The 23,862-nt window shown below is 46.2% G+C and carries 20 protein-coding genes; 13 read left to right on the plus strand and 7 right to left on the minus strand.

The window, feature by feature from the left end; all coding sequences use genetic code 11:
* Positions 1 to 10 precede the first annotated feature (10 nt).
* Genes EJ063_RS07200 through EJ063_RS07220 form a run of 5 tightly spaced genes read left to right on the plus strand, consistent with a single transcriptional unit; the run spans position 11 to position 4,507 of the window.
* Positions 11 to 496 (plus strand): chemotaxis protein CheW, encoded by a 486-nt coding sequence (locus EJ063_RS07200; RefSeq protein ID WP_126573451.1) that lies wholly within the window; start codon positions 11 to 13, stop codon positions 494 to 496.
* On the plus strand, positions 489 to 1,019 hold the full coding sequence (locus EJ063_RS07205) for a chemotaxis protein CheW (RefSeq protein WP_126573453.1): 531 nt from the start codon (positions 489 to 491) through the stop codon (positions 1,017 to 1,019). Before EJ063_RS07200 ends, EJ063_RS07205 begins: the two co-directional genes overlap by 8 nt.
* 1 nt (position 1,020) lies before the next feature.
* Positions 1,021 to 1,824, plus strand: a complete 804-nt coding sequence (locus EJ063_RS07210; RefSeq protein ID WP_126573455.1) for a CheR family methyltransferase — start codon at positions 1,021 to 1,023, stop codon at positions 1,822 to 1,824.
* Positions 1,821 to 2,894 (plus strand): protein-glutamate methylesterase/protein-glutamine glutaminase, encoded by a 1,074-nt coding sequence (locus EJ063_RS07215; RefSeq protein WP_126573457.1) that lies wholly within the window; start codon positions 1,821 to 1,823, stop codon positions 2,892 to 2,894. The genes EJ063_RS07210 and EJ063_RS07215 overlap by 4 nt, the downstream gene beginning before the upstream one ends.
* Positions 2,891 to 4,507 (plus strand): bifunctional diguanylate cyclase/phosphodiesterase, encoded by a 1,617-nt coding sequence (locus tag EJ063_RS07220; protein ID WP_126573459.1) that lies wholly within the window; start codon positions 2,891 to 2,893, stop codon positions 4,505 to 4,507. The genes EJ063_RS07215 and EJ063_RS07220 overlap by 4 nt, the downstream gene beginning before the upstream one ends.
* A 70-nt stretch (positions 4,508 to 4,577) precedes the next feature.
* On the opposite strand, the gene EJ063_RS07225 is transcribed toward EJ063_RS07220, so the two are convergent.
* Entirely contained in the window at positions 4,578 to 6,890 is a 2,313-nt protein-coding gene (locus EJ063_RS07225) for a YgiQ family radical SAM protein (RefSeq protein WP_126573461.1), read from the minus strand.
* Between the two features lie 194 nt (positions 6,891 to 7,084).
* Here EJ063_RS07225 and EJ063_RS07230 point away from each other — a divergent pair, with 194 nt between their 5' ends.
* The 4 genes from EJ063_RS07230 (at position 7,085) to EJ063_RS07245 (ending at position 13,104) form a co-directional block, all read left to right on the plus strand.
* Positions 7,085 to 9,547: an EAL domain-containing protein gene (locus EJ063_RS07230; RefSeq protein ID WP_126573463.1), complete on the plus strand. Its 2,463-nt coding sequence runs from the start codon at positions 7,085 to 7,087 to the stop codon at positions 9,545 to 9,547.
* Positions 9,548 to 9,603: 56 nt separating this feature from the next.
* Complete coding sequence (locus tag EJ063_RS07235) at positions 9,604 to 12,081, plus strand: sensor domain-containing phosphodiesterase (protein WP_244225160.1); 2,478 nt, start codon at positions 9,604 to 9,606, stop codon at positions 12,079 to 12,081.
* A gap of 54 nt (positions 12,082 to 12,135) precedes the next feature.
* Positions 12,136 to 12,816 carry an HI_1241 family integral membrane domain gene (locus EJ063_RS07240; RefSeq protein WP_126573464.1) on the plus strand — a complete coding sequence of 227 codons (681 nt, stop codon included), beginning with the start codon at positions 12,136 to 12,138 and terminating at the stop codon, positions 12,814 to 12,816.
* Between the two features lie 87 nt (positions 12,817 to 12,903).
* A complete protein-coding gene (locus tag EJ063_RS07245; RefSeq protein WP_126573466.1) occupies positions 12,904 to 13,104 on the plus strand; it encodes a DUF4250 domain-containing protein in 201 nt (66 codons plus the stop codon).
* 36 nt (positions 13,105 to 13,140) lie between these two features.
* On the opposite strand, the gene metR is transcribed toward EJ063_RS07245, so the two are convergent.
* A complete protein-coding gene (gene metR / locus EJ063_RS07250; RefSeq protein WP_126573467.1) occupies positions 13,141 to 14,052 on the minus strand; it encodes an HTH-type transcriptional regulator MetR in 912 nt (303 codons plus the stop codon).
* 273 nt (positions 14,053 to 14,325) lie between these two features.
* On the opposite strand from metR, the gene metE reads away from it, so the two are divergent.
* The gene (metE, locus tag EJ063_RS07255) at positions 14,326 to 16,611 is read left to right on the plus strand and encodes a 5-methyltetrahydropteroyltriglutamate--homocysteine S-methyltransferase (protein WP_126573469.1); all 2,286 of its coding nucleotides are present in this window, start codon (positions 14,326 to 14,328) and stop codon (positions 16,609 to 16,611) included.
* 127 nt (positions 16,612 to 16,738) lie between these two features.
* The gene (locus tag EJ063_RS07260) at positions 16,739 to 17,674 is read left to right on the plus strand and encodes a sensor domain-containing diguanylate cyclase (RefSeq protein WP_126573471.1); all 936 of its coding nucleotides are present in this window, start codon (positions 16,739 to 16,741) and stop codon (positions 17,672 to 17,674) included.
* 63 nt (positions 17,675 to 17,737) lie between these two features.
* On the opposite strand, the gene ohr is transcribed toward EJ063_RS07260, so the two are convergent.
* Positions 17,738 to 18,160, minus strand: a complete 423-nt coding sequence (gene ohr / locus EJ063_RS07265; protein ID WP_126573473.1) for an organic hydroperoxide reductase Ohr — start codon at positions 18,158 to 18,160, stop codon at positions 17,738 to 17,740.
* Between the two features lie 125 nt (positions 18,161 to 18,285).
* Between ohr and ohrR the strand changes: the two genes are divergently transcribed.
* Together ohrR and EJ063_RS07275 are read left to right on the plus strand one after the other, a co-directional pair.
* A complete protein-coding gene (gene ohrR / locus EJ063_RS07270) occupies positions 18,286 to 18,747 on the plus strand; it encodes a transcriptional regulator OhrR (protein WP_126573475.1) in 462 nt (153 codons plus the stop codon).
* 86 nt (positions 18,748 to 18,833) lie between these two features.
* Positions 18,834 to 19,388, plus strand: coding sequence for a GNAT family N-acetyltransferase (locus EJ063_RS07275; RefSeq protein ID WP_126573477.1), 555 nt, complete (start codon positions 18,834 to 18,836; stop codon positions 19,386 to 19,388).
* Positions 19,389 to 19,394: 6 nt separating this feature from the next.
* On the opposite strand, the gene EJ063_RS21135 is transcribed toward EJ063_RS07275, so the two are convergent.
* The 4 genes from EJ063_RS21135 to EJ063_RS07290 form a co-directional block, all read right to left on the minus strand.
* Positions 19,395 to 20,084: a DNA-3-methyladenine glycosylase I gene (locus EJ063_RS21135; protein ID WP_208640361.1), complete on the minus strand. Its 690-nt coding sequence runs from the start codon at positions 20,082 to 20,084 to the stop codon at positions 19,395 to 19,397.
* A gap of 15 nt (positions 20,085 to 20,099) precedes the next feature.
* The gene (locus EJ063_RS21140) at positions 20,100 to 20,615 is read right to left on the minus strand and encodes a lipocalin family protein (protein WP_208640365.1); all 516 of its coding nucleotides are present in this window, start codon (positions 20,613 to 20,615) and stop codon (positions 20,100 to 20,102) included.
* A 12-nt stretch (positions 20,616 to 20,627) separates the two neighbouring features.
* Positions 20,628 to 20,897, minus strand: a complete 270-nt coding sequence (locus EJ063_RS07285; RefSeq protein WP_126573479.1) for a hypothetical protein — start codon at positions 20,895 to 20,897, stop codon at positions 20,628 to 20,630.
* A gap of 78 nt (positions 20,898 to 20,975) precedes the next feature.
* Positions 20,976 to 23,798, minus strand: coding sequence for an Hsp70 family protein (locus tag EJ063_RS07290; protein ID WP_126573481.1), 2,823 nt, complete (start codon positions 23,796 to 23,798; stop codon positions 20,976 to 20,978).
* Positions 23,799 to 23,862 lie beyond the last annotated feature (64 nt).

The raw sequence follows: 23,862 nt of genomic DNA on the forward strand, positions 1-23,862 counted from the left end.
GCAGGCCGTTATGAAAGAGAAATATCTAGAGTTTAAGGTCGCAGATAAATATTTCGCTTATCCGATTCACTCGATTCGTGAAATTATCGAATACCCGAACATTGAACAGATTTCAGGGGCACCTCAGCAATTACTGGGCGTGATGAACCTTAGGGGGAACTTAGTGGTGGTGTTTGATATCGCCTCTTGCCTTGGTGAGCCGACAACGCCGGTGACGACTAAAACCTGTGTCATCGTGACGGAAGTGCTGAAAGAAAACGTGGTTTATGTTGTGGCTAATAAAGTCGATCTGGTTAGGCAAGTCATCGATATTTCGCAGCAAGAGATGGAAGAAGTACCAAAACTCGGCGGTCACTTTGAATCTCCAATGGTACAAGGCGTCGCAAAGCTGGATGAACGTCTATTGACGATCCTGAATGTCGAGCGACTTCTCTCTCATCAACAATGGTCTTGGTTAACGGAGGCACAAGCACAGCAGGAGCTAAACCATGGGTGAGTTAGAAAAACAAGAAACCGTCAATGGGTTTGAAGTCCTGTTAGTGGATGTTTCGAACGAGCTTGTCGCCATTCCTATCTCAGCGGTCAACGAAGTGATTGAGTACTCGAAAATTACGTCCGTTCCGATGTGTTTCAAAGAGGTGAGTGGCGTTATCAATGTGCGAGGCAGTGTCGTTCCCGTCGTGGACGCAGCCATTCGATTAAGGATGGAGACAGAATATCAATACGACAAATTCAGCTGCATCATTTTATATGAATCGATGGATGAAAAGTTACAAGAGAACATCATGATAGGGTTAGTCGTCTCTAGGGTCCGTTCCATACAAACAATTTCTAACGCACAGATCATGGATAAGCCGGCGTTTGGCGTTCACATCCCAGAGCAATATGTCACTAACATGATTGAGGTTGATCAAGAGACCATCCCTTTGCTGGCGATGGAAGCACTACTCGACGGACGCCAGATTAATCAAGGGATGCTAGCCCATCAACGAGCCGCTCTTATGCAGTGGAAAGCCTGATATGAATGGCATCATCAACAAGGCTCAATTTAAATCGATACAAAAACTGATGGAAACCCACACCGGTATCCACCTCGGCGAGCATAAACGAGTGATGGTTGAAAGCCGCTTGAAGACCAGGTTACCTTACCGAGATTGCACAACGTTTGATGACTACATTCAACTCTTGTATACACCAAAAAATGGTGAGGAGCTGGATTACTTTATCGACCGTTTGACCACCCATGAAACCCGGTTTTTCCGTGAATCGCAGCAGTTTGAGCAACTCAGCGATGTGATTCAAGAGTGGCCAACCAGTGCGCCAATAAGAGTGTGGAGTGCAGCATGCTCGACAGGTGAAGAGGTCTATAGCCTTGCAATGGTATTGGATCAGAGCTTGGGCGCAAGACAGTGGTCCATTACGGGCAGCGACATTTCTCAAGCCGCAGTGACTCAAGCTAAAGCATGTCAGTATGATATTAGCTTGGTTGGGCAGATTCCTACTGAGTTAAAAAGGGCGTATTGTCTTAAAGGGGTCGGGGAGTTTGACGGTTACTTCACTATATCTAATCAGTTACGCCGACGTTGCCACTTCATTAAGCAGAACCTCCTGTCACCAAAATTTGATCAACCGTTTCATGCCATATTCCTGCGCAATGTCCTTATTTATTTTGATGTTGAGAAACAGAACCAAATTGTTGATGGTGTGATAAATCAATTGCATCACGGGGGCTACTTGTTTCTAGGTCATAGTGAGAATGTCCTAAAACAGCACCCGAAGATGCGGTTTGTCGACAACTGCGTCTATCGGAAGGAGTCAGCATGAATAAGATTCGAGTGTTCATCGTTGATGACTCCGCTGTTATGCGTCAGGTTCTTGGAGAGGTCATCGAAAGCGATCCTCAATTGACCGTTTGTGGTTCAGCACCGGACCCACTCATTGCTGAACGCAAGATGGTGAAGGACTGGCCGGACGTAGTGGTTTTAGATATTGCGATGCCGAAAATGGATGGCATCGCTTTCTTACGCCATATTATGTCGACCCACCCAACCCCGATCGTTATATGTTCCGCGAAAACTGAAGCCGATCCACAGCTTAGTCTTGAGGCGCTGTCCTCTGGGGCGATTGAAGTGATCAATAAACCTCAATCTCAGCTCAATGACTATCTGCATTCTCAACAAGTGGTGGTGATTTTAAATGCAATCAAACAAGCCGCCAAAGCGAAGGTCAAAACACTCAAGTACATCGGTGAACACAGCTACCGGACGCATAACAATGCGGATGTGGTGTTGGATTATAAGTCATGTTCTCCGACCGAAGGCGCAGACAAAGTTATCGTGATAGGGGCATCAACAGGTGGGACAGAGGCGGTACGCCATTTTTTGCACCATACGCCTATATCTGGCCCGCCAATTGTGGTGGTTCAGCACATGCCTGAAAAATTTACTCGTGCGTTTGCGATGCGGCTAAACAATGAAATAGAGCAAACCGTGGTAGAGGCGAGTGAGGGAGTAGAGTTGAAAGCAGGCTGGGTATACATCGCTCCCGGTGGTGTGCATACCCTGTTAAAACGCAAACAAACGCATTATTACCTAGAATTAAAAGACGGTCCGTTGGTTTCAAGGCATAAACCATCGGTTGATGTTCTGTTTCGCTCGGCAGCAAAAGCCGCGGGTAGAGATGCGATTGGTGTCATCTTGACGGGTATGGGGGATGATGGAGCACAAGGCATGCTTGAACTTCATCATGCTGGCGCAAGAACATTCGCTCAGAGTGAAGCAAGCTGCTTAATCTATGGGATGCCGAAAGAAGCGATAGAGAAAGGTGGAGTGGATGGGGTGTATGCGTTGGAGCTATTGCCTTATCAGGTAATAAAATCGCTGGAGGCGCGATGAATAACTTGAGTGATCAAATTGAAGCCATGCACATCGCTTATGTGGTTGTGGAAGAGTCGTTAGAGGTTTGCGAAATTTCGACTCAAGCTTCGGAGCTATTTCGTGTATCGAAAGGCGATTACCTTTTTGCAGGCAATGTCAGAGTGATTGATGAAAGCTTTGAGGGCTTTGATCTGCAGGCAAAGTTGCGTCATTCAATGGCCACCCATCAAGATGCTCAGTGGGAGATTGGGTTAAGCTACCCTGACAAAAATGTTGAATGGGCAGTTTTGTCACTGATCCAATATAAAGATTATTACATCTTGTACCTGATCGAGCACAGCGAACTGATCGCCACTCGTCGGCTGAATCGTCAATTGTCGACGCAAGACCCTCATACCGGTTTGTTCTACCGAGAGGCTTTTCTTTCTAATCTCAATGCGAAAGATCAATGCGGTACGGTCTGCTGCGTGCGTATTTGTAATTATCAACGCATCAATGAAATATGGGGAACCGCGGTTGCAAACCTTGTGTTTATGGAAGTCTTATCAAGGGTGATGAGTGACATCCCCGATGCGATTTGCAGTAAACATTCAACCGACAGTTTTAATGTGTTTATTCCTCCTGAGATTAACTTTAATGTTGAGCGTTTCTACGCCTTGCTCAATGAACCGTTCCATTTTAATCAGCGCCACTTTTTCAGTAACGTCGCACTTGGTTATTACGTTGAACAACCTGGTGATGCGCATGAGTTAAGTCTAAACAAGGCAGAAATGGCGATTCTTGATGTTCTCAGCGAGCGAGTGCGGCTGGCTGAATTTCAAGAAGAACTGGCTCGTCAAATCGAACATCAAAATAACTTGGAAACTGAGTTTCGTGCTGCCCTCAGTCGAGATAAGTTGGATCAAGATTTCTATGTCTTGTTTCAACCGATTCACGAGACCGAGTCACAAAGCGTCGCCGGGGCAGAGTGCCTGATCCGTTGGACACTCAATGGCGAGTTTGTCTCGCCAGTGGAGTTTATTCCAATTGCCGAACGTATAGGTGATATTGGACTGCTCACTAAGTTCAATATTGGCCAGCTCGCTAACTTGGTGAAAAAACTGGAAGCTCAAGGTATAGAGACCCAAACTCTGTTGTTTGCCCTAAACATCAGTGTGGTAGAGATTCTCGATGTTGATTTCATTGATAAGTTGATGACCTCCATTTCGAACCATCAATTGTCGCCAATGCAAATCAAACTAGAATTGACGGAGTCAGCCTTGATCGACAACTTTAACTACGTCAATCAAACCTTAGAGCGGCTGCAAGGTTACGGTTTTAGAATTTCCATTGATGATTTCGGGACAGGCTTTTCCAGTTTGAGTTATCTGTGTCGCCTTAGTTTTGATGAGATCAAAATTGATCGCGCATTCGTGACTCATGTGGTGGAAGACGCTAAATTGCAGACGGTGTTTAACTCGGTCGCGTCGTTAGCGAAAAACTTAAACAAGCCTGTGGTTGCAGAAGGGGTCGAGACGGTCGAACAACTTATCTATGCCAAAGCTAAAATGGTGGAGTATATCCAAGGGTACTATTTTAGTAAGCCACTGACTGAATCTGACTTCATCGAATATATGTTGGCTCGCCGATAGATTGCGCGGGTAAAAATAAAAAATCGCAGCTCTAGGCTGCGATTTTGGTTTGTCTTCTTAACTCAACGGCTTAACGGCGTTTTGGTTTACGACCTGCTGGTGGCTTACCATTTCCAGACGCGTTAAGGTTACCTGAAGGCTTGCCGTTTGGTTTTCCGCCTGGCTTACCATTGCGATTACCGGTATTGCCGCCTTTTGGACCGCTGCCGTTTTGATTGTTGCTCGGCTTTCCTCGGCCATTACCGCGTTGCTCACCATTCATCTTCTCAAAGCCTGGTTGGCTCTTTGTGTGTTTGGTAGCGAAACGCTGAGAACCATGACGGCCTGACTTACGGCGTTGAGCGGGTGTTTTCGCATCGATGTCTTCTTCAGGAACAAGACAGCTAGGCTTGTCACCAATAAGGTGTTTCTTGCCCATCGAAATAAGGGCTTCACGAATCATCGGCCAGTTGTCTGGATCGTGGTAACGAAGCAGTGCTTTGTGTAAGCGGCGTTGGCGCTCACCTTTTGCAACAGGCAGATCTTCACGCTTCTTGTATTTCACACGTTTCAGTGGGTTCGTCTCTGAGTAATACATTGACGTCGCATTACACATCGGCGATGGGTAGAAGTTCTGGACTTGGTCACACTCGAAGCTGTTTTTCTTCAACCATAAGGCAAGGTTCAGCATGTCTTCGTCTTCAGTGCCCGGGTGCGCCGAAATAAAGTAAGGGATCAGGTACTGTTTTTTACCTGCTTCAGCACTGTACTTCTCGAACATCTCTTTGAAGCGGTCGTAAGTACCCATGCCCGGCTTCATCATCAGATCCAGTGGGCCTTTTTCCGTGTGCTCAGGCGCGATTTTTAGATAGCCGCCAACGTGGTGTGTCACCAGTTCACGTACGTATTCTGGTGATTCAATGGCCAAGTCGTAACGCACGCCCGATGCGATCATTACTTTCTTTACGCCTTTCACTTTACGTGCTTCACGGTAAAGGTCGATGGTGTGTTTATGGTCGGTATTCAGCTTGTTACAGATGCCTGGGAAAACACAAGAAGGTCGGCGACAGTTTGCTTCTGCTTTAGGATCGCTACAGCCAAGACGATACATGTTCGCTGTTGGACCACCAAGATCGGAAATCGTACCCGTAAAGCCCGGTACTTTGTCGCGGATCTCTTCAAGTTCGTTCAAGATCGATTCTTTTGAACGGTTCTGGATGATACGACCTTCGTGTTCGGTAATCGAACAGAATGAACAACCACCGAAACAACCACGCATGATGTTTACCGAGGTTTTGATCATGTCGTACGCAGGGATCTTCGCTTTGCCGTACATTGGGTGCGGTACACGAGCGTAGCCAAGACCGAATACGTAATCCATCTCTTCGGTCGTCAACGGGATTGGGGCTTGGTTTACCCACAGCTCACGATCACCGTGGCGTTGAATTAATGCACGACCAGAATATGGGTTGGTTTCCAAGTGCATGATGCGGCTGGCATGAGCGTAAAGAATACGGTCGTTGTTCAGCTTCTCGAACGGTGGAATACGAACGGCTGTCGTTGCTGCATCGTGACGAGATGGTCGAATGGCAATGGGCTTGGCTTCTGGTTCTTGCGTTTTTGCCTTGGTATCACATTGCTCTTCAACCACATAAGGGTTTGGTGGAATGAAGGCTTCTTTACGCGGTTTCTCAATACGCGATGAGTCAACAATATTGTAGCCTTCTGGCGCTGCAGCTAGGCTAACCGCTGTGCCACGAATGTTAGTCAGAGAGGCAATCTCTTCACCATCTGCGAGGCGGTGTGCGACTTCAACCAGTGCACGTTCTGCGTTACCAAACAGTAAGATGTCAGCTTTGGCATCAAACAGCACCGAGCGACGAACTTTATCAGACCAGTAGTCATAGTGAGCTAAGCGGCGAAGACTGGCTTCGATGCCACCTAGAACAATGGGCACACCTTTGTACGCTTCACGACAACGCTGCGAATACACCAAGGTTGCACGGTCCGGGCGCTTACCGCCTTCGTTGTTTGGTGTGTAGGCATCATCGTGGCGCAGTTTTTTATCCGCTGTATAGCGGTTGATCATCGAGTCCATGTTACCTGCGGTAATGCCAAAGAATAGGTTTGGTTTACCCAGTTTCATGAACGCGTCTTTGTTGTTCCACTCTGGTTGAGCAATGATACCGACTCGAAATCCTTGAGCTTCAAGAAGTCGACCAATGATCGCCATACCGAAACTTGGGTGATCGACGTATGCGTCACCGGTGACGATAATGATGTCACAGCTATCCCATCCTAGGGCATCCATCTCTTTGCGAGTGGTAGGAAGAAATGGTGCAGTGCCAAAGCATTCTGCCCAATATTTTTTATGCTCATGAATAGGAGTCACGTTGCTGTACATATTTTGCTCTCTGTTCCAGGGAGCGCGAATTATAGCGACTTGGGCGATGACTATCTACCTCAATATTGACTTGGTACTCAGGTAAATTTTCCCTTAAATTCCATAGGGATTTTAAACTGTTAACTCAATTGGAAAAATTGCTTATTTGCTGTTCTATACTATGAAACAAAGCGGCTATTGATAAGGATGCCGGCATGCTAGGTTTAAAAGACAAAAACAGCCGAGGGGTAGGTGAGAAGGGCCTAGAGTGGCAACCCTTTGTTCAGCACGAATGGAAAATTGACTTACAACACCAACGATTAGATTGTGACGAGGCCTTAAAAAAACGTTTGTTCGATAGTCATCAGGTGATCAAAGCATCCTCATTACTTGAGTTGATACAGCCAAATAAAAGAGAACAGATCAAACGCGCCTTTCAAATCGCGCTTGATAGCGGAGAAACGCAAAGCATTCAATGTTGCTTACACACTCCAAACACCTTGTTAGTTTACGCTCACATTACCATTTCAAAATGCAACGAGCACCAGCTGTACGGAACCTTGCTGCCGTTAATCCAAATAGAAGATACACACGACCTTGCTAACATTTTTAGCTCGGTGTTTGATAATCCTCATCATGGCATTCTAATCGCCGATATGCGGACACAAGTGATGGCCTGCAACTCGACATATGAGAAATTGAGTGGTTACCAACTACCAGAGATCCTTGGTCAGCGTACCGCAATCTTTAACTCTCAAAACCATAACAAAGCGTATTACCAACAGCTGTGGCAAGCGCTATCGAACAATGACTCGTGGAACGGAACGATACTGTCACGACACGCCAGCGGTGGCACCTTTACACAAGATTTGACCATACAGAAAGTGACATCCTCCACTAACAAAGGGTTTTATCTGGCGGTGTCATCGGATCTATCGGGCAAGTTAGAACGGGTAGAAGACGTCGAAAGTGGTGGAGTGGAGCTGCTTACCCAACTTCCTAATAAAGAACGTTTTGTGTCTCGTTTGGCGAAATATTGTGACGAACTAGAGCAAGGTCAAGGCATCGTGGTGTTAGCCTTACTGCCAGATCTACCCAGTGACGATCGAGAAATTAAACGCCAGTTCGCCAGCTACCTAAAAGACACGACCCATGTTTTAACGTGCGGCTACTTAGGGCAAGGCTGCTTTGTCGTGTGCGTACCTTTTACTTTCACTGAAGGGCAAAGCGCAGTGGGACAAATTAGCCGTTCAATTTCAAGGTTTTTCCATAGTTTTAAGCACGCACAAACCTCAGTGGCCGAATCACTAAAACGAGGATTAACCGGTGTGTCTGTCTATCAGGCGGATGCCAGATCGCCAGCGCAACTCGTCTCTCATGCGTATCAAGCCGTATTGGAAGTCCACGCAGGGCATGAGCGAAGAGTGAACTTCTATGATCGCCAAATTCACAATCAGCTAGAACGGAAAAAGAACATTGAGCAACATGTCCTCGACACGCTAGATCAGGGATGTATCGATGTTTACTTCCAACCTATTGTGGATCTGGAGAGTCGAAGAATTGATAAGTTTGAAGCCCTATGTCGTTTCCCTGCTAATGGAGCTTTTGTTGCGACGACAGAAGAGTTCGTCACTGCTGTTGAAGATCTCAACCGGGTTATCGAGTTAGATGACCTAGTGCTTTCAAAGGCGATTACAGCCTTACCTGAACTGCGTGAGAAATTTGGTGCGCATATTTGCCTCTCAGTGAATCGCTCACTCAACGCTAAAGAAGAGTTAACTACCATTTTGCAAAGTGCGGCTAAAGTGTTGGATTCAAAACAGGCTGAGCCATGTTCAGTGGTACTAGAGTTTACAGAAAGTGCTTATTTTGAAAATGACGAAAAGAACAAGGCATTGCTGTCAGAGTTAAGAAATGCGGGGGTGAAGATCGCGGTTGATGACTTTGGAACGGGGAGTACCTCATTTCGTTACCTCAAAGAATGCTTGTTTGATATTCTGAAAATCGATCGGGTGTTTATCCAAAACCTACAACAACCCTCTCGCCAGTTCGATGTCATTCAATCTTTGATTCAACTCGCTTATAAACTGAATTTGGAAGTGGTTGCAGAGGGGGTTGAAACGGAGCAAGAACTTGCGAATCTTCATCAACTTGGCGTTCGTTATATCCAAGGTTACTTTTTTTCTAAGCCGTTACCGCTCAACGAACTTAAGAAAATGGACCACTACTGTGAAGTGCCCTCGTTGGTGCAGACAGAATGTGTTGGTGGCCTAGGTAAGCTGGTGGAAGCTGCTCCTCACCTTGACCCCGGCGATCCGCTCTCTCTGATTTACCAGCGATTTGAGCAATCTAAAAGTGATGCATTGCCTGTCATTGATGGAAAAGTCTGCGTGGGTGTGGTGGACGTGTATACAATGAACTTGCACCTTACGCCTGCGATGGGAACGGATCTAGAGTCGACCAAAGAAAACCATTACTGGCACAAACCGGCTAATCGACTCATGAAGCCAGTGAACAGTACGTTACATTGGCATACTGCGCTTAACCAAATCCCAAATCTGTTGAGTGATGGCGTCGAGTTTCCTTGGTGCTTAGTCGATGATGAGGGCGAGTTCAAAGGGCTCGTTACTCAGAAAGGCGTGCTAACGTATTTTACTAATAATAAATATATCAATTAGCTCAAGGTGTCCTAATCTTTAGTTGTAGTAACAGATAAACTAAAGATGGAGGGTAAATGGATGTAATGCCCGGCAGTGACGTAACATCTAAGGCCTTTGATACGGAAGCTCGTGACGCAAAGAGCATTTCGTGGCGATGGGACACGGCACATCATCATTTATCCATTGATCACGCTCAGTGCCACAGCCTACTGAGGGCTGAGCTACCACAACTGACCGGGAATCCGTTATTACCGTGCATGAGTTACGTGGATCAGACGCGCTTGATTCAAATGTTGACTCAGACTCAACCGAAACAAGATGAACGGCATTTCAACTGCTGCTTAAGACTTGATGGCGGTCAGTGTTGTTATGTTGAGCTCACTTTTCACGCTGAAAACTATCAGCATGTATCGGGGACCTTGACACCACTGTTCTTTTTCCAAGCGTCGGCACTGAGTATTGGGGCACTGTTTAGCCAGTTGTTTAATAACACTCATCACGGAGTGCTGGTGGTCGATGAGAGTCAACACATCGTTGTGGCAAATGACTATCTTCTTTCACTGCTCAAATACAACAATGTGGACCTTAAAGGGCAACCCTTATCACGACTTCAATCCGATAAACACAGCCCTCACTTTTATCAAAAAATATGGTACCACGTAGAGCAGGGCGCTCATTGGTCTGGCGTCATGTTAGTCCAAAATGCGAATAAGCGATCATGCCCTCAAGATGTCACGATTCAAACGGTCACGATTGAAGAGGGCATTTTTTACATCATCACACTTTTAGACTTATCCGATAATCTTTACCGATTGGCCGATATAGAACATGGGGGAATTGAGCTCCTAACCCAATTGCCGACAGAGCGTCAGTTTACGCGGTCGCTCACTCAGAAAAAATATCCAGAGTCAGAAGATAAAGTCGCGATGGTGGTGGCCTTTAATCCGGATTTTAAAGAGGAGGACGATTTTGACTTAAAGTCTCGTCTCTCTGATTATCTGTATCAAAATACAATGACTTCGGAAGTCGGGTATTTAGGCAACAATTACTTTGTTGTCTGTGTTGAATGTATGAGAGCCAAAGGGCCCAGTCAGATTCGCATGATCCATCAGGCTATACGCCGTTTCTTTAGCTGGGTTGACCGTCAAGGTGGCGTCGACATTCACAATTCGATTGTTGAAGGCCGAGTAGGTGTGTCGGTATTGGGCCAAGATGCGCACGATGTTAAGTTGTTGGTGCCTCATGCGGTGCAAGCGATGTTAGAGCATGGCAACAAAGGACGAGGGCATATTGCTTTTTATCATGGAGCACTGCATAAGCAAGTGTTGAGACGCAAAGAACTGGAAGAGTGTGCCGAACACCTGATTAAAGCGAGTGCCGTCGACGTATATTATCAACCGATCATTTCCACTGATAATTGGGATGTGGTCAAGTTTGAAGCGTTAAGTCGATTTAAAGGTTCAAACGGACAGATGCTCAATACCCAAGAGATGGTTAGCATCGCTGAAGACCTTGATCTAGTCTCTGATTTGGATTGGTGCGTGGGGTGCCGAGCACTTAAAGACCTCACGTATATTCAAGAACGATTTGGCGACCATTTAGGGATAACCATCAATCGTTCACTCAATACCAAACTCGACCCTAATGAAGTACTGCAAAGCGCGGATTCCCTAGTGCATCAATACGCAAAGAACCCAGAATCGGTCACCATTGAGCTGACAGAAAGCGCCTATTTTGACAGTGAATCTCAGCAATCCTCGTTAATCAGAAATATCCGCAATCGAGGCGTCAAAGTCGCCATTGATGATTTTGGAACTGGCTACAGTTCGTTCTCCTACTTGAGTGACAGTAATTTCGATTTAGTAAAAATTGATAAGTGTTTTGTCAGTGATTTAACGGAAGGAAGCAATAACTACTTTATCGTTCAGATGGTGATTCAATTGGCTCATACTTTGAACGTAAAAGTGGTGGCTGAGGGGGTCGAAACGAGCCGTGAACTGGATATGGTCTGTCGGTTAGGGGTCGACTATATCCAAGGTTATTACTTTTCGAAACCACTGCCGATTCACGAACTAGAACAAGCTTGGGCTTATTGTGAAAAACTCGATGCGCACCTTGCTGATAAAGGGCGCGATCTGCAACATAACATTCTAGCATTAACACAGATTCATTTACCTTGCCTCGGCTTGAGTGACACAATTGAAAAAGCCAGCGAGCTGTTCAATGATGAACAGTACGACCTTGAAGTGATTCCGATATTAGACGGAACCAAGTGCGTTGGGTTGGTCACCTTAGAAGACATAAATCTTCATTTATCGCCGACGTATGCCACGAAATTCGAAACGCGCAGCGATCTGCTCAGCAGTAAAAAAACGCTCAATCAAGTGGTGCGACGCACCTTCTTCTCACTTCAATTACAAGAGAACGTCGACCAAGTCAGTGAAACACTCAAGCAAGGTGTTCGGCCTCCTTGGGTGATTGTAAACTGCGCAGGGGAGTATTTGGGTGTGGTCACTCAGGAAGATGTTTTGAAGCACTTCACTGATAGCTAAAATCAATCAGTCTGTTATCATCCGCAACCTATACTAATTTTCGTTAATAACACCATGATTCAGCAGTTACTTGCCGTATGTGCTCCGATGCTATTGGGCGCACAACTTATTCTGACCTTAATTCTTGTTAAAGGGGACATCTGTCCTGGACAACGTGGGCGTATTCACAAAATGCTGCCATCACTGGCAATCCTTTGGTTAGCGGTCGCGTCACTGCGTATTGAAGCGATGATGGTGGTGTTTGCAATTGCTTACTTCTACTCTCAAGTTCAAACCAAAAAGACACGAGACCAAGGTCCGATATGGGTAATGTACTTGGCTAACGGTCTGGCGCTGTCGTATGTGGCAATCGAAATGATGGCTCAAACTTCGTTAGCGGCAGGTCTGAGTGTGTTTGTTCAAATCTTCCTATTGGGGAGTTTATTCGCACACCTACTACTCACGATTGCACGAACTCGCTTACAAGCTTTCCATCGTATCTTACCGGTCGTTGGGGTTTTGTCTGCCATGTTGATGAGTATCGCGATTTTGCTTAAATCTTACGGGCTAGACAGTGGTGTTCTAGAATCTGTGACGCAACCACTGCTAACAGGCTTTGCGTTACTGATTACGGCTGTGGTTGTGTGGTGTTGGCACTTGCTATCGAGCAAAGAGATCAACAAAGGTCAGCTTGCGATAGCGTTGGCATTTTTGTTGCTGTCGACGACCTCAAACCAAGCATTGTTTGGACTATAAAGGGCCAAAGTTTTAGATCCAGTTCACTTCACAATGGTGGTTTTGTAGCTACGCTTGAGTAAGAGGGTGTGGAACTAGGAGACCAACATGGATCTAAGTAATGTGACCAGTTTTGACAGTATTATTCTGCTTGGGATAGTAAATGAAAAACTGCGATTAGAATGCGGCTCTTTTGAAGAGCTTGTGTCTATGTATGAGATGGACGTTGAAGCGGTAGTCGGAAAGCTAGATGTACTTGGCTACCAATATGACCCACTCACCAATCAATTCAAATCTTACGAACGATAGCAAAAGGAGGCGTGATGCCTCCTTTTTCGTTTCTGTTTATACCGTTTTGATGCCATCTAAATGGCTCTTTGACTGCTGCCTTGCGGTACTAAAGAAAGCTTGCAGGTAGCGTTTGTCTTTATCTGCATGGCGAGTCGCGGCAAACAAACGTCGCCACAATCCACTTCCTAGCGGAATACTACTGATTAACCCTTGGCGTGAGAACTCACTGATCGCCCAGTTGGGCAGGGCAGCGACCCCTAAGCCCGCAGAAACCATCTGAATGAGCATCAACGTATTGTCGGCCTGCTTCCACTTAGCGGGTTCAATGCCTTCGGGTTGCAAAAAGTGTTTGACCACATCAAGTCGATTTTTCTGCACAGGATAAGAGAGCATGGTTTGGTCAGCGAGGTCTTCTGGCTCAATACACGCTTTTTGTGCCAATGGATGGTTGATGGCAGTGACCAAACGCATCTCAAAATCAAACAGTGGTTCGTAGTGAATTTCAGAGCGGGGTTGAATGTCTGAGGTAATTACCAGATCCAAATCCCCCGCAAGCAAGGCAGGTAAAGGCTCAAAGCCAAAACCGGACGAGAAGTCCAATGTCACGCTAGGCCAAGCCACTTGATACTCTTTCAGCGCGGGCATTAACCACTGGAAACAAGAGTGACATTCGATCGCCATGTGCAAGCGACCATTGACGTCTTCTTTTAAGCTCGCGATTTCATTTTCAGCCTTTGCCAAACGTGGTAGCACATCGTCAGCCAATCTCAGCAAGATCTCTCCTTCTGAAGTGAACTTTACTGGCCGGGTTTTTCTCAGAAAAAGCTGGCCACCAATGCGTGCTTCCAGATCTTTAATTTGATGTGAAAGGGCTGACTGCGTTAAATGCAATGTGGTTGCGGTTGCCGTCAAAGAGCCTGTTTCTCTAAGAGTGGCCAGTGTTCTTAAGTGCTTCAGTTCTACCATGAATTCCCTTCAATCGATCATCACTAAGTATGAATTCAATTAACCTAACACTGATTTAATAGGAGTGTAAACATCTAGACGTCTAAAGTTTAGTGGTTTTTATAAATAAGACTTCTACATGATGCGATTCCTCTACATGAAAAAAGTTAATAAACAAGTTGAGTATTTGGAGATTGTTCAATCCATTGAATAGCGAGATGCTTTAGCCATCCAGACTTCCCAGAGAGTCTGCCCTGAATGAAAAATGAATTGGATAATTTAAGGATAAACACGATGACGACAACCACACATATACTCGGCTACCCACGCATTGGCGAACAACGCGAACTGAAATTTGCCTTAGAGAAGTATTGGCGCGGTGAAATCAGCCAAGCGGAACTGCAAGCGGTGGGCAGCGAACTGCGCCAGCGTAATTGGAAGGTGCAGAATCAGGCGGAACTCGATTATGTGACTGCCGGTGACTTTGCTTGGTATGACCATGTGCTGACTACTACGTTGCTGCTAGGCCATGTACCTAAGCGTCATCGCAACGGTTTCCCTGACTTGGACACCCTATTTAAAATTGGTCGAGGCCAGTCACAAGCGAGTTGTGATTGCAGTGGCCATGCAGCTTCGGATATGACGAAATGGTTCAACACTAATTACCACTACATTGTGCCTGAGTTTAGCCAAGACGACACATTCGAAGTGAGTTGGCCTCAACTGTTTGAAGAGGTTAACGAAGCCGTAAAAGCAGGTCATAACGTAAAACCCGTTTTATTAGGGCCACTTAGCTACCTGTACTTAGGAAAAGAAGTTGAAGAAGGTTTTGACCGTCTCACTCTGTTACCAAGAGTATTAACGGCTTACCAAGCGATCCTCGCGAAACTTGCCAAACAAGGGGTGGAGTGGGTTCAAATTGACGAGCCGATCTTAGCGTTAGAATTAGAAAAGCCTTGGCGAGACTCATTCAAATTGGCGTATCAGGTGATTCGCAGTGATGTGAAAGTGCTGCTAACCACTTACTTTGATTCGATTGTGGACTCGATTGATAAGATTGTAGAGCTTGAGGTTGACGGCCTTCATATCGATTTAGCGGCAGCGCCAGAACAGCTAATTCAAGTGACTGATAAGCTTCCCAAACACTGGGTGTTATCCGCAGGTATTGTTAATGGTCGTAATGTGTGGCGTGCCGATCTCAGCGCGCAACTTGCTCTGCTTCAACCGCTCAAAAAAGTGTTGGGTGATAGACTTTGGGTAGCCAGCTCGTGCTCGCTTTTGCATAGCCCTGTCGATGTAGAGTTGGAGCCGGGCCTGAGTGAAGAAGTACAAAGTTGGTTTGCTTTTGCCAAACAGAAAGTGACGGAAGTGGCGTTGCTCGGTAAAGCACTCGATGGAGACCAAAATGCAATTCTGGCTTGTGATACTTACAGTGCGCCAATCCAAGCGCGAAAAACGGCAAGTCATGTAAACAAGCCTCAAGTTCAGGCGCGTTTAAGTCAAATAACCAAATCCTTAACTGAGCGCAGTGCCCCCTATGCTGAGCGAGCAGCACATCAAAGTGAAGTGTTAGGCTTGCCGCTGTTTCCAACCACAACCATTGGTTCTTTCCCTCAAACAAGCGAAATACGAGTACAACGCAGCGCTTATCGAGCGGGTAAGTTGACGCAAGCCGACTATGAGAATGCGTTGAAAGGGCATATAGCCGATGCCGTTAAACGACAAGAAGCGTTAGATCTCGATGTGTTGGTACACGGTGAAGCTGAACGCAATGACATGGTTGAATATTTTGCTGAGAATCTTGCCGGTTTCCAAACCACTCAATTTGGTTGGGTGCAAAGTTACGGCTCGCGCTGTGTAAAACCTGCGATAGTTGTTGCCGATATTGAGCGAGAGAAACCAATGACGGTAGAGTGGTCAACCTATGCGCAATCACTGACGTCAAAGCAAATGAAAGGGATGCTGACAGGGCCAGTGACTATCTTGTGTTGGACCTTCCCTAGAGAAGACATCACCCGTAAAGAGATTGCAGACCAGTTAGCATTGGCACTGCGTGACGAAGTTTCTGACTTGCAAGATGCTGGAATCAACATCATTCAAATTGATGAACCAGCGATTCGTGAAGGTCTGCCTCTGAAAAAACGTGACCATAAAGCTTACCTAGAATGGGCCGTCGATGCGTTTAAGATTTCAGCTGCCAGTGCCAAACCAGAGACCCAAATTCATACCCATATGTGTTATTCCGAGTTTAATGAAATCATTGATTCGGTCGCCGCGCTTGATGCCGATGTAATCACCATTGAAACCTCTCGTTCGAATATGGAATTGCTTAAAGCCTTTGAAGAGTTTAACTATCCGAATGAAATTGGCCCGGGTGTTTACGATATTCATTCGCCAAACGTGCCAAGTAAAGAATGGATTGAAGGCTTGATCAATAAAGCGGCAGAGAAGATCCCACCGCAGCGTCTGTGGGTTAACCCAGATTGTGGTCTGAAAACCCGAAATTGGGCTGAAACGGAGGCCTCGTTATCCAACATGGTGTTAGCGGCTAAGGCGTTACGAGAGGAGTTCAGCGCCTAACATAAGAACAAGCCGGTGACTCAATCACCGGCTTGGTACGACCACGCTTCAGGTTCGATGAAATCCGTGTAACGCATTATATAGTATGTCATACTAGGTTAACTTTTTCTGAAAGTATAACGATGAAATGGAATTGAATTTAGATGATGTGGCCGCACAAACAAAAGAAAAAATAGAGCCTTATCTCAATGCTTTACCAGAACCTGCGCTTGTGGTTAATTACCAAGGGACCTACTTAAATTGCTTAGGTGGTAGTGACTCTACGAAACACCATGATCTGCATACGTTAATCGGTAAAACACATCATGATGTATTACCACATGATGTTGCAGATAGTTTAAGCGAGGCAATTTGCCTGTCCATTGATGAACACCGTCTAGTTGAGCATCAATACGCCATCAATCCCGCCGACCTCAAACACGTTGATCATTCTACCGGTCCGCAGCATATTCAGTATTTCACCGCATCGATTTCTCCTGTCAGTGGCAAGAAACAAGCGATTTATACGGTGACTAATATCACGGCGCACAAGCAAATGATGGCGAAAATAGAAAGACAAGCCAAAGAGTTAGAACGTTTGACCGTGATTGATCACCTGACGCAATGCTATAACCGCTATGCATTGGATAAGTTACTGCCTGAAAAATTGCATCAGGCTTGTCAGTTAGGGCGTTCTGTGACGATCGTGATGGTCGATCTCGATAAGTTCAAACAGCTTAATGATGAATATGGACATCTCTATGGCGATCTGGTTCTTAAACTGATTTCTGAGTGCTTAATGAAGTTCTGTATGAACGTTTATCGTTATGGTGGCGATGAGTTCCTACTCTACCTAGAACAGTATCAACTGGCTGAGGTTGAAGAGTTGGCAAAAGCGATCATTGAGGCTGTGCAAGAAGAAGGCATCAGACATCAGACGCCAACTGACCTTAGCGTGACGTTAGGGGTGACTCATATTCAAGCCTTACGAAAAGGGCAGGATATCGAAAGTGTGGTCGCGATGGCTGACCAAGCCTTATATCAAGCTAAACATGCTCAACGTGGAACGTTTCATATTCTTTAACCGTGATACAAAATGCCGACTCTCTTGAGGTCGGCATTTTCTGTTAGGCAAGAACAAAGCTGATTAGATAGCATCACCATTCACAGTGACTTGAACATCAATGTTGCCTTTTACTGCATTTGAGTAAGGGCATACTTGATGAGCGACACGCACAAGTTCAAGTGCTTGTTGTTGTGGCAATTCAACGGTTGCCGCTAAGCTAACTGTTAGAGCAAAACCACCATTTTCATTTGGACCGATACCTACTTCAGCGGTCACAGGTGCTTGCTTTAGCTCTACTTTTGATTCACGAGCAACGTGTAGAATCGCGTTAGAAAAACACGCAGAGTAACCTGCTGCGAATAGCTGTTCTGGATTGGTTGCTGCACCACTACCACCCATCTCTTTAGGGTAAGAAAGCTCTAAGTCTAATAATCCATCGTCCGTTTTTACTTGACCGTTACGACCAGCGAGAGCAGTAGCTTGTGTTTTGTATAGAGTAGTCATGGTATCTTCCTTTTGTAATTTATATTGTGCGCAATTGAATTGTTTGCAATATTAGATCGAAGTAAAGGTTGAATGCAAGTATATTGTGCGCAATTTGTTTTTGATGTGAAGTATTGGGGTTGAAGATGGCGGCGTGTGAAAAGGATAGAAAGGTGAATGGCGACGAACGTTTACTGTTGGACAATCAGGTTTGTTTTCCATTGTACAGCGCAGCAAACGCGGTTATTCGCACGTATAGACCGTTGCTTGATAAGTTAGACCTGACTTATTCGCAATACTTGGTCATGATGGTGCTCTGGGAAACGGATGGCATCAGCGTAAAAGATTTGGGGGCAAGGCTACACCTAGATTCAGGAACGCTAACCCCGTTACTGAAACGGCTAGAATCGAAAGGTTTTGTTGTTAGAGGCCGTAGTGAGACAGATGAACGAGTACGAGTGCTTAAACTGAGCGAAGCTGGAGCAAACTTGAAATCAGAAGCGTTCGCCGTTCCTGAAAGTATGAAGTGTCACATTCAACTTGAGCTTGATGAACTTATCCAGCTGAAAACTTTGTGTGAGAAACTCATCAAAACACTTCAACCTTAAAGCTTAGAGCTTAGAGCTTAGAGCTTAGAGCTTAGAGCTTAAAGCTTAGAGCTTAGAACTAGCAACGTAGAAACAAAGGAATGGAAATGCTTGAAACGAACAGACTACGCCTAAGACAATGGCAACCTTCAGATACAGAAGCCTACATCGCGATGAACGCAGATGAGAAAGTGATGCGCTTCTTCCCCTCGACGTTAAACCGAGAAGAGACGTTGGCGCAGATTGGCAGAGCTCATGCGTACATTGAAAAGCATGGCTGGGGGTTTTGGGCAGTAGAACTGAAATCAACCAATGAGTTTATTGGATTTGTTGGACTGCTAGGACAAGATGCTCAGTCAGGGTTCCCAAATGCGCCGCTGGTTGAGATTGGCTGGCGTCTGAGCTCGAAACATTGGGGAAAGGGCTACGCGCCAGAGGCTGCGCGTGCCGCTTTAAAATTTGCGTTCACTGAGCTCAAATTGAGCGAGGTGTACTCTTTTACTGCCTTGCAAAACGAGCCATCTCGCCGAGTTATGGAGAAGATCGGCATGAAAAACACTGGGCAGAACTTCCGTCATCCTAAGTTACCTAAAGGCCATGAACTTGAGCACCACTGCTTGTATCGAATCACCTCCAATCAGTGGCTAGAACAACAACAATAGTAGAGCTTACAGAACTCGGTTATCACCCGTGCTGTAAGCAATAATTTGGCTGATATGTGTTAGTGTTCTACCACTCTCTCGCTGCCAGTGAGCAAAGGCATGACTTGCTGCTTCAAGTGAGCGTTTGGTGTCACGGCCACCTTCAATAATCTTATAGCTGCGCAGATAACTTTCGACGTCTCCCGACAAGATAAAGGTGTCCACTCCCATTTGGCGTAAGCTGTAAGGGCCGGTGTTACCACCGAGTCGGTTACCATGCTTTTTAAGGTATAACCAAAGGCTGGTGATCTCTTCACTTGGCCAGTTAGCCACCATTTCACCAAACGAGCCGTGTTTTAAGCTGGCTTCATGGATCATTTGCGCGTTAGCCAAAATGGATTTCACCTTCGCATGGTGACGAATAATGCGCGTATCAGCGGCTTTATTGTCCCATTGCTCATCTGAGAGCATCAGCAGTGGGCCAATATTAAAACCAAAAAAGACCTCTTCAAAGTTGGGCCACTTATTGCGTACCACCTTCCACGAAATGCCACTTTGAAAGACTTTCATGCTGAAAGCAGCCAGCCAGCGATCATTGGGGATGGCAGCCACTTCTTCGCGATTTAACGATGGGCTCAACAGCGATTCAAGCTGCTCTTTTCCACCTTTTCTTTCTGCGGCGCGCTGATAAATGTCGTCAAACTTTTCTAATGCCAATGGTAAATTCTCCGATCAGTCATGGTTTACAAAAATCAGCTGACTGGTATCGAAACCATGCTGTTTTGCTTGAGCGATGAATTGGTCAGTAATCTCTTCACTCACGTTTGGCGTTCTTGCGAGCAGCCATAAATAGTCGTTATTTGGCCCTGAAACAAAGGCATACTCATAAGCTTGTTGATCGAGTTCAAACACCACATATGCGCCATAGAATGGGCCGAAAAACGAAACCTTGAGATATCCTTGGTCAGAATCTTCAACAAAGTACGCCTTGCCTTCCGCTTCCTTCCACTCATTTTTCTCTGCTGAGAAACCTCTATTGATGACTTTAACGCCGCCGTCTTCTCTCATCGAGTAAGTGGCCGTTACATTGTCTAGACCACGCTCAAAGGAATGGTCTAAACGAGCGACCTCATACCAAGTCCCTAAATAACGATCGAGCTGAAAGTTTTCAACGGGTGTGACGCTTTTCGGCATGCCGAGACAGCCGCTGAGAAGTAAGGAAATAGAAAGAATCAGAAAAGGCTTCATCATTCGGGCTCGTTATTGGTTGTTGGTTTTTGATGTTATACGCGAGATCTTGTGTCCGATAGCAAAACTGATGGTGACAAGTGTCACTGTAATGAGTGTGGCATAGACGTAGCCAACGGTCGCTGAGACGCCAAAACCCCACACCAGTGAAAAAACCAGACCTTGAAATGCTTCATAAGGCCATTGAATGACTGGGAAGTGGGTATCGGATGCTAGCAAATAGATACAAGCCATTAAGCAAGCTAGTGAGGTAATCAAACCTGAAAATGAGTGTCTGTTCATCGCCAATATCTCATTTGAAAAAGGCGGCTGCCAATGCTCTGGCAGCCGATAGATAGGTGTGTTTAGGATCAACAGACCCTAGTTATTCACCAATGTTAAGCCGCTTGGTAGCGCATCACCGAAGACACGTTTTGATTCGCTTTCTGAAAGCTCTTTAACTTCCGTCACCAGTGACAGCCAAGAGTCAGGGACTTTGCTTTGTTTGAGCTTCTCAACCACTTGTGTACGGAAGTCGTCTGAAATATCAAACAGACGATCGCTAGTCTTACGACAAATCATCACCGCCGCAAACGCAATCATTGGCTCTTTCTGCCAATTCTGTTCCATCAGCTTCGGCAACCACTGTTCAACCTGCTCACGAGGAATAACGTTGTGTTGGCTACCGTAAAGTGGCGTACGAGAAGCCAAACGACCTAATGCCCACCAATTCGCTTGTTCAAATTGGTTGTGGTTGATTGCTTTAGACAGACACCACTGCGCAAGCAGCACCTTGTCTTCAACATCCAGGTGTTCAAGCGATGCGGCTAAACGAACCATCGATTCGTAACCCATATCTTGAGCCGCTTTCGCTGATTGAGGGTTCTTCATCGCGCCTGGGTGCAGGTATTTTGCAATGTCAGCCAAGATGGTTTCTTGCTGCTCTTGGCTTAAGCCACCGGCGATACGTCGCCAGAACACCCACCAATCGGTCCAACCTTGGTGATTCTTAAACTGGATACCTTGCTGGTAGAGTCCCCATACTTGCTCAATACGCCATGAGTCGGTTGGATCGCCAAACCCAGGTCGCAGTGAAAATCCGGCTAAACGCAACCAGTTCTTCTCGTGAGGTTCAGAGCGGCGACGGCGTTTTCGACCAAGCGCAAAAGCATCAAACAGGTGACGCAGAGTAGTGAAGTCCCACTCGTCACGTTTGCCTAGCTTCTTCTCTAGTTCTTTAGCGAGAGTTTTGATCTCTTTGGAATCGCCACTTTTCTTGTTGCCGCTGTAAATGCGAGAAATAAGTTCTTTACATTCCGACAGGCGAGGGTGGAGACCCTCTTGTTCAGACTCATCGGCTTTCTGGTTGCGCACTTCAAACTCGAGCGCCCAACGCTTGCTGTCATCATCAACATGGACGCATTCCATCTTGAGCGTACCGACCTCAGTCAATTGGCAAGCCAGTTGTACTTCAACACGTTCTTTCTGGTTGGCTTGGAGTTCAACACCTTCACCTTCCAAGGTCGAAATATACGGAGGAAGTGGCGCGAACAGGTCTGCATCCACATCGACCATCACACCGTTTTGAATCGCGGTATTGTTCGTCAATGTGTCATGGGTACTGGTCAAGAGATTAAAGCGTACCGGCTCGCCCAATGTTAGAGAGAATCGGCGACCACTTAGCCGGATCTCTTGGCCTTCTTCTGTGCCTTTAGAAAGCAAACAGAGAGCTTTACCCATCTTATTCTTTTCTTGTAGATGTAAGAAGTAAGAACGAGCAGCACCACCACCGATCTTCAGCTGTGCACCACGGCGCGCTTTACCAAAAGCCACGGCACCTAATGCCACAGACCAGTCAGGGTGAGGGTTATCGAGCACCGTGACAGGGGAGCCACGCCAATCTCCAAGTAATTGGGTAACACGCTCGGTGACAAGCTCACTGTTAAAGACACCGCCATTTAAGAGTAAGCCAACAGGGATCGCAGGTGTAGAGGTGTCCTCTTGCTTAAGCGCAGAATAAGAGACTTGTTGGTGCTGGTTAAGAAATTCAGCAACGTGTTTACTGACTGCAGGGTCAGCGACATAAGGCAATCCAAACTCAACCACCGCACTGCGGCGTTTGTCTGGGGTATCTTCGAAGTTAGACAGAGGGAAGAAGCCATCTAACGCGATTTGATGCACTTCTTGTTTGGTTAAACCAATACTCTTTGTGCCGCCGAGTAGTTTAGATCCGCTACCCAGCATGGTGATTTTCACCTCTTCAGGTGCTTCACTTGAAAGCAGTTGCTCTTTCGCTTTGCGTGTTTGCTGAATAAGTTTTGTCAGACTGGCAGCGTTAAGCTTTTTACTCTGGTTAAAGCGACTTTCAGCCAGATGAGCTAACGCTAAATCGAGGTTATCACCACCCAACATTAGGTGCTCACCCACACCAATACGGTCAAGGCCAAGTTCGTCTTGTTCACCGTTTTTAGACGAGAAACTCGCTTCAATTAAGCTTAAGTCGGTAGTACCACCGCCGACATCGCAAACTAAGATTAGCGGTAACTCTTTGAGTTCATCCGTAGCAGTTTGCTGGTGGCGTGAATACCAGTCGTAACAAACAGCTTGCGGCTCTTCAAGCAGGACGATTTTGCTGAGCCCAGCCAGTTCTGCGGCTTCAAGGGTGAGTTTACGCGCGGTTTCATCAAACGAAGCAGGAACCGTAACCACGACATCTTGTTCTTCAAGGCGGTTACTCGGGTTGCGGTAGTTCCAAGCTAAACGAATATGATTGAGGTAACTGGCACTGGCGATAACTGGCGAGACTTTCTCTACGTCTGCTGCGCCTGCCCAAGGAAGAATTTCAGAGTTACGATCAACCGCTTGGTGAGATAGCCAGCTCTTTGCACTGGACACTTGGCGGCCTTCTACTTTCGCCCCTAGCTCTCGTGCCCATTCACCCACAATGACCTGAGCAATGTCGCCTGCAATTGGCTGAGGATCCCAAGGGAGAGTGAGGTCATTTGGCGAGATCTGACCTTGCGCTGGGTGATAACGAAAAGAGGGCAGTAGCGGTTTACGCACCACTTCACCCGGGCCAATTAATTGGTCAATGTCGAAAAGGGAAACTTCGGACTGTTGAAGATCGTCAGTAATTTCACAGTAAGCAACCACGGTATTTGTGGTGCCAAGGTCAATACCAACAAGAAAGCGGGGAGAAGCCATAAAAAACCTTATGCTGCCATTGGAGAGACAATAAAAATAACGGCACCCATTTGGGTGCCGTTTA

The organism is Vibrio aquaticus (assembly GCF_003970385.1).
GTDB lineage: Bacteria > Pseudomonadota > Gammaproteobacteria > Enterobacterales > Vibrionaceae > Vibrio > Vibrio aquaticus.

What these genes read in the sequence shown, in the direction of transcription:
- EJ063_RS07200 (WP_126573451.1), top strand. Translation starts at nt 11, where the DNA reads ATGAAAGAGAAATATCTAGAGTTTAAGGTCGCAGATAAATATTTCGCT.
- EJ063_RS07205 (WP_126573453.1), top strand. Translation starts at nt 489, where the DNA reads ATGGGTGAGTTAGAAAAACAAGAAACCGTCAATGGGTTTGAAGTCCTG.
- EJ063_RS07210 (WP_126573455.1), top strand. Translation starts at nt 1,021, where the DNA reads ATGAATGGCATCATCAACAAGGCTCAATTTAAATCGATACAAAAACTG.
- EJ063_RS07215 (WP_126573457.1), top strand. Translation starts at nt 1,821, where the DNA reads ATGAATAAGATTCGAGTGTTCATCGTTGATGACTCCGCTGTTATGCGT.
- EJ063_RS07220 (WP_126573459.1), top strand. Translation starts at nt 2,891, where the DNA reads ATGAATAACTTGAGTGATCAAATTGAAGCCATGCACATCGCTTATGTG.
- EJ063_RS07225 (WP_126573461.1), bottom strand. Translation starts at nt 6,890, where the DNA reads ATGTACAGCAACGTGACTCCTATTCATGAGCATAAAAAATATTGGGCA.
- EJ063_RS07230 (WP_126573463.1), top strand. Translation starts at nt 7,085, where the DNA reads ATGCTAGGTTTAAAAGACAAAAACAGCCGAGGGGTAGGTGAGAAGGGC.
- EJ063_RS07235 (WP_244225160.1), top strand. Translation starts at nt 9,604, where the DNA reads ATGGATGTAATGCCCGGCAGTGACGTAACATCTAAGGCCTTTGATACG.
- EJ063_RS07240 (WP_126573464.1), top strand. Translation starts at nt 12,136, where the DNA reads ATGATTCAGCAGTTACTTGCCGTATGTGCTCCGATGCTATTGGGCGCA.
- EJ063_RS07245 (WP_126573466.1), top strand. Translation starts at nt 12,904, where the DNA reads ATGGATCTAAGTAATGTGACCAGTTTTGACAGTATTATTCTGCTTGGG.
- metR (WP_126573467.1), bottom strand. Translation starts at nt 14,052, where the DNA reads ATGGTAGAACTGAAGCACTTAAGAACACTGGCCACTCTTAGAGAAACA.
- metE (WP_126573469.1), top strand. Translation starts at nt 14,326, where the DNA reads ATGACGACAACCACACATATACTCGGCTACCCACGCATTGGCGAACAA.
- EJ063_RS07260 (WP_126573471.1), top strand. Translation starts at nt 16,739, where the DNA reads ATGGAATTGAATTTAGATGATGTGGCCGCACAAACAAAAGAAAAAATA.
- ohr (WP_126573473.1), bottom strand. Translation starts at nt 18,160, where the DNA reads ATGACTACTCTATACAAAACACAAGCTACTGCTCTCGCTGGTCGTAAC.
- ohrR (WP_126573475.1), top strand. Translation starts at nt 18,286, where the DNA reads ATGGCGGCGTGTGAAAAGGATAGAAAGGTGAATGGCGACGAACGTTTA.
- EJ063_RS07275 (WP_126573477.1), top strand. Translation starts at nt 18,834, where the DNA reads ATGCTTGAAACGAACAGACTACGCCTAAGACAATGGCAACCTTCAGAT.
- EJ063_RS21140 (WP_208640365.1), bottom strand. Translation starts at nt 20,615, where the DNA reads ATGAAGCCTTTTCTGATTCTTTCTATTTCCTTACTTCTCAGCGGCTGT.
- EJ063_RS07285 (WP_126573479.1), bottom strand. Translation starts at nt 20,897, where the DNA reads ATGAACAGACACTCATTTTCAGGTTTGATTACCTCACTAGCTTGCTTA.
- EJ063_RS07290 (WP_126573481.1), bottom strand. Translation starts at nt 23,798, where the DNA reads ATGGCTTCTCCCCGCTTTCTTGTTGGTATTGACCTTGGCACCACAAAT.